At 33.5% G+C, this 14,866-nt stretch carries 13 protein-coding genes; all 13 read left to right on the top strand.

Annotation, left to right across the window (positions count from 1 at the left end):
* Positions 1-226: 226 nt before the first annotated feature.
* The 13 genes from IGL98_RS13105 to miaA all read left to right on the top strand — a co-directional run bounded on the left by IGL98_RS13105 (position 227) and on the right by miaA (position 14,858).
* Entirely contained in the window at positions 227-1,111 is an 885-nt protein-coding gene (locus IGL98_RS13105) for a LicD family protein (RefSeq protein WP_206911801.1), read from the top strand.
* Complete coding sequence (locus IGL98_RS13100; RefSeq protein WP_206843527.1) at positions 1,112-1,816, top strand: IspD/TarI family cytidylyltransferase; 705 nt, start codon at positions 1,112-1,114, stop codon at positions 1,814-1,816. It begins immediately after the preceding gene.
* A 9-nt stretch (positions 1,817-1,825) separates the two neighbouring features.
* Positions 1,826-2,878 carry an NAD-dependent epimerase/dehydratase family protein gene (locus IGL98_RS13095; protein WP_206911802.1) on the top strand — a complete coding sequence of 351 codons (1,053 nt, stop codon included), beginning with the start codon at positions 1,826-1,828 and terminating at the stop codon, positions 2,876-2,878.
* A 7-nt stretch (positions 2,879-2,885) separates the two neighbouring features.
* The gene (locus IGL98_RS13090) at positions 2,886-3,869 is read left to right on the top strand and encodes a glycosyltransferase (RefSeq protein WP_206911803.1); all 984 of its coding nucleotides are present in this window, start codon (positions 2,886-2,888) and stop codon (positions 3,867-3,869) included.
* Positions 3,870-3,897: 28 nt separating this feature from the next.
* On the top strand, positions 3,898-5,271 hold the full coding sequence (locus tag IGL98_RS13085) for an O-antigen ligase family protein (protein WP_206911804.1): 1,374 nt from the start codon (positions 3,898-3,900) through the stop codon (positions 5,269-5,271).
* A complete protein-coding gene (locus tag IGL98_RS13080; RefSeq protein ID WP_206911805.1) occupies positions 5,268-6,092 on the top strand; it encodes a LicD family protein in 825 nt (274 codons plus the stop codon). The genes IGL98_RS13085 and IGL98_RS13080 overlap by 4 nt, the downstream gene beginning before the upstream one ends.
* A gap of 23 nt (positions 6,093-6,115) precedes the next feature.
* On the top strand, positions 6,116-7,036 hold the full coding sequence (locus tag IGL98_RS13075) for a lipopolysaccharide biosynthesis protein (protein WP_206843536.1): 921 nt from the start codon (positions 6,116-6,118) through the stop codon (positions 7,034-7,036).
* 79 nt (positions 7,037-7,115) lie between these two features.
* The gene (locus tag IGL98_RS13070; protein WP_206843538.1) at positions 7,116-8,540 is read left to right on the top strand and encodes a lipopolysaccharide biosynthesis protein; all 1,425 of its coding nucleotides are present in this window, start codon (positions 7,116-7,118) and stop codon (positions 8,538-8,540) included.
* A 184-nt stretch (positions 8,541-8,724) separates the two neighbouring features.
* Positions 8,725-11,130 (top strand): C39 family peptidase, encoded by a 2,406-nt coding sequence (locus tag IGL98_RS13065; protein WP_206911806.1) that lies wholly within the window; start codon positions 8,725-8,727, stop codon positions 11,128-11,130.
* 15 nt (positions 11,131-11,145) lie between these two features.
* A complete protein-coding gene (locus IGL98_RS13060) occupies positions 11,146-11,661 on the top strand; it encodes a hypothetical protein (protein WP_206843542.1) in 516 nt (171 codons plus the stop codon).
* 166 nt (positions 11,662-11,827) lie between these two features.
* A complete protein-coding gene (locus IGL98_RS13055) occupies positions 11,828-12,802 on the top strand; it encodes an NAD-dependent epimerase/dehydratase family protein (RefSeq protein ID WP_206843544.1) in 975 nt (324 codons plus the stop codon).
* Between the two features lie 398 nt (positions 12,803-13,200).
* Entirely contained in the window at positions 13,201-13,941 is a 741-nt protein-coding gene (locus IGL98_RS13050) for a glycerophosphodiester phosphodiesterase family protein (protein ID WP_206911807.1), read from the top strand.
* A gap of 5 nt (positions 13,942-13,946) precedes the next feature.
* Positions 13,947-14,858: a tRNA (adenosine(37)-N6)-dimethylallyltransferase MiaA gene (miaA, locus tag IGL98_RS13045; protein WP_206843550.1), complete on the top strand. Its 912-nt coding sequence runs from the start codon at positions 13,947-13,949 to the stop codon at positions 14,856-14,858.
* Positions 14,859-14,866 lie beyond the last annotated feature (8 nt).

Here is a 14,866-nt window from a genome sequence, read left to right as displayed (position 1 = left end):
TAAGAAGAAACTGGTACGTAACTCATTGAGTTATGTAACAGTTTCTTCTATTTTTTCATTAAAAGTATCTAAGCAAATACAAAAGTTGAAAAAAAAATAACAGAGCTACTTTACAGTTATATTAAGATATTAGGCAAGTTATTGAAAGTTTTTATTAGATATGAGAGAATGGACAAGGTGTATTTTTGAAAAAATTTAAGTGTTTTAAGGAGCTAAGTATTAAACCATGAATGATATAGAAAATACAGGGCAGATTAAAGAGATCCAAAAAATCAATTTGGAAATGGCTAAATACTTCGTTAGCTTCTGTGAAAAATATCAGTTGCTTTGTTATTTTTGCGGTGGCGGCTGCATAGGGGCAGTTAGAAATGAAGGATTCATACCGTGGGATGATGATTTGGATTTTTTTATGCCGCGTAAAGATTATGAAAAACTTTATGATTTATGGACAGAAAACGCTGATTTAGAAAAGTATTCGATTCTAAGACCGTCAGAGACATTTATTGATCATAATTCGTTTACAACGATCAGAGCAAACGATACAACATTTATTAAACCCTATCAAGAACATTTAGATATTCCACACGGGTTGCCCATCGATATTTTCCCTTTAGATGGTGCACCAAATTCAACAATCAAAAGGAAAATCCAAAAAGTATGGGCGCTTATTTATGCATTGTTTTGTTCACAAGTTGTTCCAGAAAAGCATGGCGGTATTTTGGCTTTTGGGAGTAAAGTATTGTTGAAGCTAATTCCTACAAAAAAAGGTCGTTTTATTATTTGGTCATTTGCGAGCAGACAAATGTCAAAATATGATTTTGATACCTGTGAATTTGTGACTGAACTTTGTGTAGGACCAAGATACATGGGAAACATATACAAGAGAACAGATTTTAAAAAGGCAGATTACCTTCCTTTTGAAGATACATATATGCCTGTACCAGTCGGGTATGATAATTATTTGACACAAGTTTTTGGTAACTATATGGAGCTGCCGGATGAGAAAGATCGCGTTTCGCATCATGAAGCAGTCTTGATAGATACAAAACACACGTATAAACAATATAAAGGAACATACTATTGCGTGGAAAGTTTGAAGGAGGAAAAATAAATGATTACAGCATTGATTATTGCCGGCGGAGTTGGCAAGAGAATGGGACAAGATATCCCGAAACAATTCATTATGGTGGAAGATAAACCAATTATTATTTATACCTTGGAATCTTTTCAAAAGCATCCTATGATCGATAGAATTTTAGTTGTCTGCAAGAAAGGCTGGGAAGACACATTATATGCTTACGCAAATGAATATCATATCGATAAATTAGCATGGATCATTGAAGGCGGAAATAGCGGACAAGAATCCATTAGAAATGGTGTTGATTTTCTAAAAAAACATTCGACAGAAGATGATACTGTTGTTATTCATGATGGTATTCGCCCATTGGTGGATGAAATCGTGTTATCAGATGTTATCGTAAAATGTAAAGAATTTGGTAATGCAGTGACTTCCTTACCGTATAACGAACAAATTTTTGTTAAAGAAACAGAAGAAACAACGAAACAATATATTAATAGAGAAACGTTGCGCAGAGTATCTACACCACAAGCATACCAATTCGACAAGCTTGTTTGGGCTTATGAGAAGGCTTTTAGAGAAGGTATCGGTATTTCAGAGTCATCCTACACAAATACGATGATGGTTGATCTGGGAGAGACTCTTTATTTTGCTGTGGGCTCTGATAAAAATATTAAGTTGACAACACAAGATGATCTTCAATTATTTAAAGGATATCTTCGTATGAAAGAAGAATAGGAGAAAAATATGTTTTCAAAAAATCCTGATTATCAAAAAGATGTTGAGAAAGTTATACAAAATCAGTTAGACTGGAGAAAATTGAACAATAAGTCATTATTATTCGTTGGTGCTTCAGGTATGATTGGTACTTTTTTGATAGATTGTTTAATGGCAGTAAATGAAAAACGGAACCTGAATATTTCTATTTATGCTATGGGAAGAAATAAAAACAAACTAGAATCAAGATTTATCAAATATAAGGATAGTCGTAATTTTCATTTGGTGGTAGGGGATATTTTAGAACCTCTATCTAGTGATGTTCAATATGATTTTATCATTCATGGTGCAAGCAATACACACCCAAAAGCTTATGTAAGTGATCCAATCAATACTATCATGACGAATATTAAAGGTACGGAACAAGTACTTAATTATGCTGCTAAAAATCAAGTTGAACGTGTTTTATTCCTCTCAACAGTTGAAATCTATGGGGAAAATAGAGGCGATACTGAAAAATTTGATGAGAGCTATTGTGGCTATATTGACTGTAATACGTTAAGAGCTGGTTATCCTGAAGGCAAACGTGCAAGTGAAGCATTATGCCAAGCTTATATAAAACAATATGGAATAGATATTGTGATTCCAAGACTTTGTCGAATTTTTGGTCCAACTATGCTAGTAGAGGATTCAAAAGCTTCCTCTCAGTTTATTAAAAATGCAGTAAATAATGAAGATATCATTTTGAAAAGTGAAGGAACACAGTATTATTCCTATTGTTATGTAGCGGATGCGGCATATGCTTTATTGTATCTATTGTTTAATGGTAAAAATGGAGAAGCCTATAATATTGCAAATAGTAAATTCGACTTAACTTTAAAAGAATTAGCAACCAAGCTCTCAACAATCGCTGGTACTAAAGTCATTTTTGAAATTCCAGATTCAAAAGAAGCGGCAGGATACTCTAAAGCAACTCAAGCAATATTAGATACAAAGAAGATAGAACGTTTAGGCTGGAAACCTATTTATTCTTTAGATGAAGGTTTGGAGCAAGTCACTAGAATCATGAAAACTGAGGAGTGAAATGGTAGTGCCTGAAATAAGTATTATAGTACCTGTATATAATGTTGAAAAGTACTTAGACAAATGTGTAAACTCTATTTTGAATCAGACATTTCAAGATTTTGAACTAATTCTAGTAGATGATGGTTCACCTGATAATTGTGGACAAATGTGTGATGCCTACGCCGAGATGGATCAAAGAGTAACGGTTATTCATCAAGCAAATGGTGGATTAAGTGCAGCAAGAAATGCAGGAATAGAAATTGCGAAAGGTCGGTATCTTGGTTTTATAGATAGTGATGATTATATTGCAGAGGATATGTACGAGCTTTTACATACAAACCTGAAAAATGAAGATGCTGACTTAGCAACTGTTGGATTTTTAGATGTTTATGCAGGAAAAGAACCTGTTGTGAAAGAACGAAAATATCTTGTAACGGATATGATCGGAGCAGCTAAAATTACGTTTGAAGGAAAGTTAAGCACCATAAGTGCAACGAATAAATTATATAAGAGAGAAATATTTGAGCATGTTCGTTATCCAGTAGGAATGCTCACAGAAGATGCTGCGGTGATATTAGATGTACTTGAAGAAACATCTAAAGTTGTTATTGATACAAGCCAAAAATACTATTACTATCACCGAGAAAACAGCATTTCAAGTAATCATTTTACAATGAAAGATCTGGATATGATCAAAGCGTGGGAAGATAATGAATCACGTGTCTTAGAAAAATATCCAGAATTAGTTAATGTTGCACATACACGAGTTTGTTGGGCGTATTTCACTGTTTTAGATAAGATGATGAACAGTGGTGAATTAGGGATAGAAGAAAAGAGAACACAAAAAGAAATTATTCGATTTTTACGTAAAAACTTTACATTTGTACTTAAAAACCATTATTTTACTAAACCACGAAAAATATCAATGATTGCGTTAAGAATACATCCATATTTTTACAAACAGTTATCACGTTTAGAAAATGGAATGGTCAGAAAAATAAATAAATAGACTTTATTGAGTTAAGGAGACAGGGTTAATGATGAAAAAAGCGAATGAAATACTTGATAAGGTGGAAATACCTTTTATCCTTGTTTGGGAATTTATGTTAATTTTACGTATGATTAGTACTTATAGTCTTATTCCATCAAAAGTTGATAGTATTGTTTTTACTATTATTTCATTGGTTGGGGGATTATTACTTATTCGCAATGGAATTGATTGGGTTCAAAAACGCCAGAGGCCAAGTTTACTATTACTTCTATTTACTTTAGTTTTGATTATGTCATCTATTGTTAATGGGCCAACTGGATTAATGGCAAATTTCAAGTTAATAATTTGGGAAGTTCTTTTTTTCTTTGTTGTTTATGAAATTGGAAAAAAGGATCAGAAAGAATTGTTTAGATTAGTTGAAAAAGTTTTAGTTGTTACGTGGCTTGTTCTAGTTGTTATTTCCTTAGGAATGTTTTTTGTTCAATTCCAATACACAGCGCCATTAGATAAATTGTATTATGGTATTCGTATGGGATTTGTTGAAAACCGTTTGTATGGTGTTTTTGTAGATCCAAACTATTCTGCAACAATTTCAGTAGTGGCAATCTGTTTTTCTCTACATCTATTTAAAGAGGCAAAAGCCAAACTTTATAAAGGATTTTTGATCACTAGTGTTATCTTGGAATTTTTCTTTGTTGTTCTTTCAGGTTCAAGAACAGCAAGCATAGAAATTATGGCGATTACAATTATCTGGGTCTTTTTCTATTTTTATTATGCTAAAAGAACTACTGCACTCTTTAAAAGACTTGTCTATTCAGCTGGATTTTCAGTAATAGCAATCGTGGCTCTTTTCTTGACGATGGAGGTAACACAAAGAGTATCTTTAGTTTCTGCAGAAGCTGTGAGTAAGGTTATTGTGATAAAAAATGAAAATAAAGATAATATTTCCTTAGATCGTCCAGATACGGGAGAAGATTCGGATATTTCAAATAGTAGATTTAAACTTTGGAACAGTGCTATTGAAATATTTGAGAGTAAACCGATAATTGGAACTTCTCCAAAAGGTATACTTCCATATGCTCAGGAACATTTACCAAATACTTGGATTTCTAAAAAAGAACAAACACCGCATAATTTTGTATTTTTCTTATTAGCAACAACGGGTCTTTTAGGAACGATTCCATTTATTATTTTTGTTTTATATAATGCGTTTAAAACATTGTGGACTCTATTTAAGATGAACACAAGTAATTATACAGAGTATTTATATCAAAGTCTGATCGTAGTAACGATTTTAATCTCAGCTTGTCTAATCACAGATATCGTATTGGTAAATAGACTAGGAGCAATGATATTCTTTCTTTATATTGGCAGGTTGAATTCAAAAAAAGAGAAGGAAACGAGTGAACTAGAGATATGAAAGAATTGAGTATTGATGAAATTCAAGAAATTGGCGTAGAAATTCTAGTACACATTGACAATATTTGTCGAAAAAATGACATCGAATATTCGATTTATTATGGTAGCTTGATTGGAGCAGAACGGCACCAAGGATATATTCCTTGGGATGATGATTTAGATATTGTGCTGACTCGTCCTAACTACGACCGTTTAATAAAACTGTTGTCAAATGATGAAACATACTTGTTGTTGAGTTTAGAGACTAGAGAAGAGTATCGTTATCCATTTGGAAAATTAGTAGACAAGAGAACTTGTGTTGAAACAACACAATTCTACCATAGTGAAGACCCTGATTTAGGTGTTTTTGTGGATATTTTCCCAATTGATGGTTTCCCAGCTGATGATTCTGTCAGAAAAGAATTTGGTGAACGATGTGCTCTGTATCTTGATAATATGTTGGCAACTTTGAATGCTTCTTATGCCATTTCAAAGACTCGATGGAAAGCTTACGGTAAAAGGATTTTATATTATCCTAAGTATCGTAAATTATTAAAAAAAGGCGATTATAAACATTGGCGGAGTTTACTTATGAGTGAAATAAGTAAATATCCTATTGGGGAGACTTCTTTATGTGGTTATATCGAGTTCATTGACGAAAAATGGGGACTTTTCCCGACTGAGTGGTTTGAACACTATGAAGATGTACTATTTGCAGGAAAAAAAGTTCGTGCTATCAAAGATCGCAAAAAGTTTTTAACATTACGCTATGATGATTATATGGAATTACCTCCAGAATCAGAAAGAGTCACACATCATCCATATACTTTTTACTGGAAATAAGCGAAGCAAGGGGGCAAAAATCATTGGATTATAGTCGAATGATGATTATTACTTTAGATGAAAAATCGGTATTATTTTCAAAAGATGCACAAAGTTTAGGTATCCATGTAGAAAAATATTTTAATAGACGTCCGTTTATTCTTAAAGTAATGAATTATTTAGATAAAAAAATGAATGTACAACTTGCCTCTTTCTTTTATGGAGATTGGAAGAAAAAATTGGAAGAGATAGATTTTGTTTTATTAAACTCTCATTTCTTCTCACGACCTGTAATTAAGTACTTGAATCGGAGATTTCCTTCTATACGAATTGTTGTTTGGTACAGTAATCCTGTTGCAAAAGATACGCCTGTTGAATTTTTTTCAGGATTGAATTGTGAGATATGGTCATTCGACAAGGATGATTGTAAAAAATATGGATTAAATCATAATAATCAGTTCATTGATCAGTCAAAATTAATTGTTCATAAAAATGATCTTAAGTATCACTCCGATATTTGTTTTATTGGTGTTGACAAAGATCGTTTAAATTTGTTATTAGAACTAGAGCAGTATTTTATTAGCGAGAAATTGAATCCTTTTATTTATGTAGTAAATTCATCTAAAAATTCTCGTTCAGATTATGACTATAAAGAGGCTATTTCATATGATGAATTGATTAATTATGAAGGAAATACAACAGCGATATTAGATATTGTTCAAAAAAACCAATATGGACTTTCTCTGCGACCAATCGAAGCTATGTTTCTAGGCAAGAAACTAATAACAAATAATACGAGTGTCCGAGATATGGATTTTTATACGCCAGAGAATATATTTGTCCTTAATGAGAGCAACAAAAATGAAATTGTAGATTTCCTAAAAGCACCCAGTGTGAATCTTTCAAAAACTGTGATGGAAAAATATAAGTTTAAAGGTTGGTTTAACAACTTTTTTAAGAAATAGTTTCTCTATTTTTCCTGTTAAATAACAGTTTTGATCTCGAGAAATGTTAAAATAAATAATGAAATACGAGGGACCTATCATGAATGAAAAAGCTAAATCAGTCATAAAAAATTTATACTACACAGTTGCGGCTAATTTTGCTACTTTGGTTATCTCAATTCTGTTAAATTTATTTGTACCCAAGCTTTTAGGCGTTAGAGAATATGGTTATTGGCAATTGTATGTATTTTATTCTTCATATGTCGGCTTCTTTCATTTAGGTTGGATCGATGGTATCTATTTAAAAATTGGTGGAGAAGAATATAAGGACCTTGATAAAAGAGATTTAGGGTCTCAGTTTTGGTATTTAGCCATTTTTGAATGTATTGTTTCCTCGCTTGTAATTATTTGGGCACTGTTTTTCATGCCTCCAGGGAATAAGATGGTGATCATATTACTTACAGCAATCGTTTCATTAGTAACGATAGCCAAAACGTTTATTTTGTATATTTTTCAATCTACGAATCGTATTAAAGAATACGCTCAATTATCTAGAAGTGATCGCTATCTGTATATAATGTTGATTGGTGGTTATTTTCTTTTAGGAGGACGTAATTTTTTCTGGCTGATTGTTATGGATATTCTTTCCAGATTGATTATGACGATTTGGGGAATGTACCGAATCAGAGATATGCTGAGTTTGAAATTAGTGAGTTTAAAAAAAATCTTGCCTGAAATATTGGATAATATAAATATTGGTAGTAAGTTAATGCTTAGTAGTGTAGCAAGTATGCTTATTATTGGAACGATTCGTTTCTTTGTAGAAAAGAAATGGACGATTGAAACGTTTGGTAAATTGTCGTTTACGCTTAGTATTTCTAATATGTTTTTGACCTTTGTTAACGCAGTTGGTGTAGTCATGTTTCCATTATTAAGAAGAACGAATCAGCAAAAATTACCGGCTTTGTTTGTTACATTAAGAGATTTGTTTGTACCAATTACTTATGCAATTTTGCTATTCTATGTTCCAGCTAAATCTGTGCTTTCGTTGTGGCTGCCTGACTATGCAGAGAGCTTGAGGTTTATGGGAATATTATTTCCAATCATCATTTATGAAGGCAGAATGTCTTTGTTGATCAATACGTATCTAAAAACATTGCGAAAAGAAAAAACAATTTTATTTGTTAATGTGACAACATTATCTTTATCATTGATTTTATCGATTATCATTATTTTTGGTTTAGGCAACTTGACTTGGGCAGTTGGACTTATCTTAGTAAGTTTAGCTTTTCGTTGTAATTTTGCAGAATTTTTCTTGTGTAAATCAATGAACATCCATATTGAAAAATCTATGATTTTTGAAACACTTTTAACAATTTTATTTATATTAAGTAACTTATTTTTTGGCGGAAGCTTTGTAAGTACAGCTGTCTATTCTTTATGTTACCTAATTTATCTTTTGTTCAACTATAAAAAAATAATAAGAAGTTTCAAAGAATTCCGAGGATTACTAAAAGGAACTTAGTAAGTAAAGGAATAAGCAGCAAGTGAAATTTACTAGAGAATCAACCAAAAACTATTTTTCGTTTTGATTGATTCTCTATTTTTCTTTTGTTTTAAATGTATTACAAATAGTACTTTTTAGTATTGTGGACAAAGAGAAGTAACTTTGCTACAATTAAATTATTCAACTATAAGGAGTGGGATAAATGAAAAAGAAATTAGGGTATTTATTGGTTGGTATTATGGCAAGTTTCATGGTTGTGCCGACTGCGGCATTATCAGTAGAGAAAGTAAATGATTCTGAGAATACCATTGAAAGTCATTTAACTGAACAAACTACAGAAAATGTAGTGGAAAGTACTGAAGTATCTGAGGTACAATCAAGCGAAGTAATTGAAAGCATTGCTGAAAATGAAAGCGCTGAAAAAAGAGCAATAACAGAAACAAAAGAACCAACAGAACCGGAAAGTAAGCAACTAAAATTAAACTATTCAATCTACAATCAAAAACTAGGTTGGCAAGTAGGTCAGGAAAATGGCGGAAGTAGCGCATTTCCAAATAATAGAATTGAGGCAATTAAAATTGGAATAGAAGGAACAGATCCTAATATAGGTGGTATCCAATATCGCACACATGTGTCAGATATTGGGTGGCAAAACTATGTTTCCGCTAATGGAATTAGCGGTTTGGGTGGCAAAAGATTAGAAGCGATTCAAATTCAATTGACAGACACGTTAAAAGCAAAATATGATATTTATTATCGAGTTCAAGTTCAAAATTTTGGTTGGCTAGATTGGGCAGCAAATGGACAAAGTGCTGGAACTACGGCTTTTTCATATCAAATTGAAGGGATACAAATTCAATTAAAAGAAAAAGGACAAGCAGCACCAGGTGCTACAAAACGTCCATCAGTGCAGTATAAAAAGCCAAATATAAATTATCAAAGTCATGTTCAAGATATCGGCTGGCAAAGTGCGAAATCAAATGGACAAATTAGCGGAACCGTTGGTAAATCAAAACGAATGGAAGCTATGAAAATAGCTGTCAATAATTTACCCGTTTCAGGTGGAATTGAATATAGAAGTCATGTACAAGACATCGGTTGGCAAAATTATGTTTCTAATAATGCAATTACTGGAACTATGAAGCAATCAAAACGAATGGAAGCATTAAGTATTCGTTTGACTGGCGAACTTGCTAAGCATTTTGATGTCTATTATCGTGTACACGCTAAAAATTTTGGTTGGTTGGATTGGGCAAGCAATGGCCAAAATGCTGGAACATCAGGGTTTAGCTATCAGTTAGAATCTGTAGAGATTAAATTAGTTAAAAAAGATGTTGCGGTTCCAGGTGCTAAAAAAAGATATTTTGTACAGTTCAAACAACCTGACATTGTCTACCAAAGTCATGTTCAAGACAAAGGTTGGCAAGCTCCCAGTAAAAATGGTCAAACGAATGGTTCAATGGGACAAAGTAAGAGAGTAGAAGCAATCAAGATGAAAGTTGAGAATGCTCCAGTAACAGGTGGAATCGAATATAGAAGCCATGTACAAGACATCGGTTGGCAAAATTATGTTTCTAATAATCAATTAAGCGGAACAACGGGTGAGTCAAAACGAATCGAAGCATATGACGTTCGTTTAACTGGAGAACTAGCCAAACATTTTGATGTCTATTATCGAACACATGCAGAATACTTTGGTTGGCTGGGTTGGAATAGAAATGCTGGTATCAGTGGTACATCAGGTTATCGTTTTAGAATGGAAGCTTTTGATGTCGTCTTAGTCAAAAAAATGTCTAAGGGTCAAGCTGTTTCAAATAATTATAAAAAAGCACCTTCTGGAATAGGAAACTATTACATGGATGCGCCACAAAGAATCGAACTAAAAACAAAACACTACTATACAGATAGATCATTACGAAGAGGTAACGATATCGCTGCTGGAACAGTAATCAATGTTAAACGAAGAGTATTAGACAAGAACGGTTACCCAATTTTAGAAACACCTTACGGTTATGTGAGCGCAGAAAAAAATATCGTAGCAGCAACAAATAAAGGACAAAAAACTTTTATGGCTGTTCCTTATTATAATCAGATGACGATGGGGTATCCAAATGGTTGTGAAGAATTTTCTTTATATATGGCGTTAGAATATTTAGGGGCTACGCATGGACAGAATGTCCATGAAGTTACCAATGCGGTTCCTAAAGTTCCTTCTTGGGGAAATCCGCATGAAGGTTTTAATGGGAGTCCGACAGATAACTATGGCTTCCACACGATTTATCCAAGAGCGTTTACACCATATGCAAAAAGATATGCACCTAACTCCAGAGATATCAGTGGTGTTGATACAGGTCAATTCAAAGAAGAATTGATGAAAGGAAATCCTATTGTTGTTTGGGGAACGTATCCTTATTTAGCCCCACCTATTATTGATGGAACTTATTATGGCTCCTTGAAGGTTGCTAATTTACATGTTTGGTTAGTAACTGGATTTGATGGGAATAGTTTCCATGTAACAGATCCGATTTATGGAACGATGTGGGTCAGCGAAGGAACTGTGGCACTTTCTTACAGCCCAAATAAAATGGCAGTTTCTATCGATAAATAGAATAGAGGACAAATAATGAAAAATAAGAGGCTCATGTTTTTATTTTGTATCATCATTTTGATAATAGGGATTGTCGTTTTTATTAGAGTGAATGATAAAAAAAGTACGAAAAATCAGAACTTAGAGACAAGTACATCTCGAAGTGCAGACAATTTTGATAAGTCGAAAGTTATCGATTATTCTAGTGAAACTGAAGTATCTTATAGCTATGAAGAAGTCACTCTTAGTATGGAAGAGATCAAGAAATATAGAGAAGAAATCGAGCAAGCAGGTTTTGATAGTACATTATTTACAGATCAAGAAATCCAAACGATGCAATCGAAAATAAAGAAAAATGGCCAATCTGTTTCTGACTATTTAAAAGATCAACCAGATAAAAGAATCGATGAAACTGAGATTGAGAAAGCTCGTGAGGCGTTAAAAGCGGCAAATATCGATCCTGATAAGATGCATAATAACGAGATTGTCGATATAGTAAAACAAGCGAAAAAAGAAAAAAAATCAGTAGTAGATATCGCAAAAGAGAAGTAAATTTGCTTTTTTTCACAGCTGATTAATTGAGTGGAAAATCGACTAGCTGTCTTTCATGACAGCTAGTTTTTGTAATTAAAGTAGACCTCTTTGAAAATCCATGATAAACTAAAGAGGTTATGGAAGTTATTTTTTTATTCTATCTAAAACTAGGAGTTACTGATAAATGAATAATATATTAATCACCGGTGGGGCAGGTTTCATTGGCTCGACCTTAGCCAATTTTTATAGTAAAGATCATAAGGTTACTGTCATTGACGATTTATCAATGGGAAGTAAGAATAATTTAGATAGGTCTGCAAATCTTCGTTTTATCGAAGGCAGCGTGACAGATCGTGAATTGATGGAAAAAGTGTTAACAGATACACAGTTTGAGTATATTTTTCATTTGGCCGCTATTGCGAGTGTGGCTGATTCTGTGGCGCGTCCTTTAGAGACACATCAGATAAATTTTGACAGTGTTTTTCAATTGTTAGAATTAGTGAAATGTAACCAACCAGGATTAAAACGATTATTATTTGCATCATCTGCCGCTGTTTACGGCGATGAACCAACCTTACCGAAACAAGAAGAATCCATTATTAGACCATTAACGCCCTATGCAATCGATAAATTTGCTGCAGAAAAATATGTGGTAGATTACTATCATTTGTATAATGTTCCAACAAGTGCGGTACGCTTCTTTAATGTTTATGGACCAAAGCAAAATCCTGAATCACCGTATTCGGGTGTTATATCGATTATGATGGATCGTTATAAGAAACTATTAAATAAAGAAAAATCAGCATTCACCATGTTTGGCGATGGAACACAATCAAGAGATTTTGTTTTTATCGAAGACGTCGTTCAAGCGCTAAACCTTGTTGCAACTTCACAAGATACATTAGGAGAAGTGTACAATATTGGGACTGGTGAAGCGATTGGTTTGAATGAATTAGTTTCTACTATAGATAGCTTTTTAGAAGTGAATTTACCGATTCAATACGAAGACGAACGTTCTGGTGATATCAAGCATTCTCTTGCCGATATTTCTAAAGTAAAAGCTGTTGGTTATCAACCTAATTACAATATCAAGTCTGGACTTGAAAAATATGTTTCTTATGAGCTTAGTAACATTGGTAAAGAGGTTTCTGAACGCTAAGTCTGATTAATCTAATAGACTACTGAAACGTGGGTGGACAGAAGTGTTTAACTCCGAGAAATAAGAAGGAATTCACGAAAATTGCTTAAAAAATTTTTGTGCCCAAGTAGGTATTGTGCAACATCAGCTCATTACATTCATTGTGTTTTATAACAATTTCAGCTTATTTCCTGAGCGAAGACCTTTAACTTTAGCATGTTTCATGCGTAGAAGTTAATGAGATCGAAACGAAGTGTAGTAGTTGCTTCTGCTCCCAACATTTATTCGGATTCCTTGAGGCTGAGATGTGACTCGTAGAGTTATGTCTCAGCCTCGTTTTTTTGAACAAATAAAATCCTTTTAATTGTTTGATACTCGTTGTTAGGAATGATACAATGATTTCGATTGGAGGGAGAAGCGTGACAAAAATAATCGCCCACCGTGGGAGTAAAGGGACTCATCCGGAGAATACCTTAGCCGCATTTAAAGAAGCTGTTCGTGTTGGTTCTGATGGAATCGAGTTAGATGTTCAGTTATCAAAAGATAATCAGCTGATTGTGATGCATGATGAAACGATTGATCGTACTACCAATGGTCATGGAGAAGTTGGTAGTCTAACATTAGCGGAATTAAAGCAATTAGATGCCGGTAGCTGGTTTGAAAAAAATCCAATGGTTCAAGAAATTCCTACTTTAGAAGAAGTGGTCATGTTGCTTAGAAAAGAGAACTTTCAAGGATTATTGAATATTGAAATAAAAACAGATAAAATTCATTATAAAGGAATCGAACAGATTATTGTTCAGCTCATGAAGTCACAGCGTTGGCCTTTTGAGTATATGTATTCAAGTTTTTATTTTAAAAGCTTGGAGAAAATCTGGGAAATAGAAAAAAATCAAACTATTGCTTCAGTATTTGATATGTCAGAAGAAGAGGAAAAACGAGCGCTTCAATCAGAATTTATTGAAGGGATTCATCCTAAAATCGATTGGGTGTTGGAACATGTAGAGGATTTAGCGGAATTTCCAAAAGCAATTCGTCCTTGGACAGTCAATGAGGAAGAAAAGATGATACTTTGCTTTAGTCATCATTTGGCTGGGATTCATACAGACTATCCAGCTAAGGCATTGAAAATACGCGAATTGATACAAAATAAAGGATGAAAAGATTGAAAAAAGTATTAGTAATCGCAGGACCAACAGCAGTTGGCAAGACCTCTTTGAGTATTGAGTTAGCCAAAAAGTTAAATGGAGAAATCATTAGTGGAGATTCAATGCAGGTCTACAAAGATTTGGATATAGGCACAGCAAAAGTGACCAAAGAAGAACGTGTAGGCATAAGGCATCATTTGATAGATTGCCGAGACCTATCTGAGACTTATTCTGTAGCAGATTTTCAAAAAGAAGGACGTCAGGCAATCGACTCGATCACAGCAAAAGGAAAATTACCAATTGTTGTTGGTGGAACAGGATTGTACGTTCAAGCATTGCTTTATGACTTTGAATTAGGCGCTAAAGATGAATCAACTGAAATACGCGAGAAGTATGAACAATTTGCTGAAACGCATGGAAACCAGCGCTTATGGGAGTTATTACAGGAAAAAGATAACCAAGCAGCTGAAAGTATCCATTTCAATAACCGTAAAAAAGTGATTCGGGCACTAGAAGTATTTGATAAAACAGGATTTAGTATTTTAACCCCTAAAGAAAAACCAAAAAAATTATACGATTATTTCTTGGTTGGATTAGAAACTGATCGAGCTGTACTCTATGATCGTATCAATATGCGTGTTGATATAATGATGACACAAGGTCTTTTAATAGAAGCGGAACTACTTTATAAAAGGCAAACAAAACAATCGATTCAAGGGATTGGATATAAAGAGTTTTTCCCTTATTTTGAAGGCAAAGAAACTTTAGATGAAGCAATTGAACAAGTAAAGCAAAATTCTAGAAGATATGCGAAAAGGCAATTGACCTGGTTTAGAAATCGCATGAATGCCAGCTGGTGGGACTTAGTACAAGCGCCTGATACTATGTTAACTTTAGAACAGGATATAGAGGATTGGCTGGAAACTTAGGAAGGACA

Origin of the sequence: Enterococcus sp. DIV0840 (genome assembly GCF_050527835.1) — a bacterium.
GTDB lineage: Bacteria > Bacillota > Bacilli > Lactobacillales > Enterococcaceae > Enterococcus_L > Enterococcus_L ureasiticus.
This window is presented reverse-complemented; position numbering and strand designations above follow the sequence as displayed.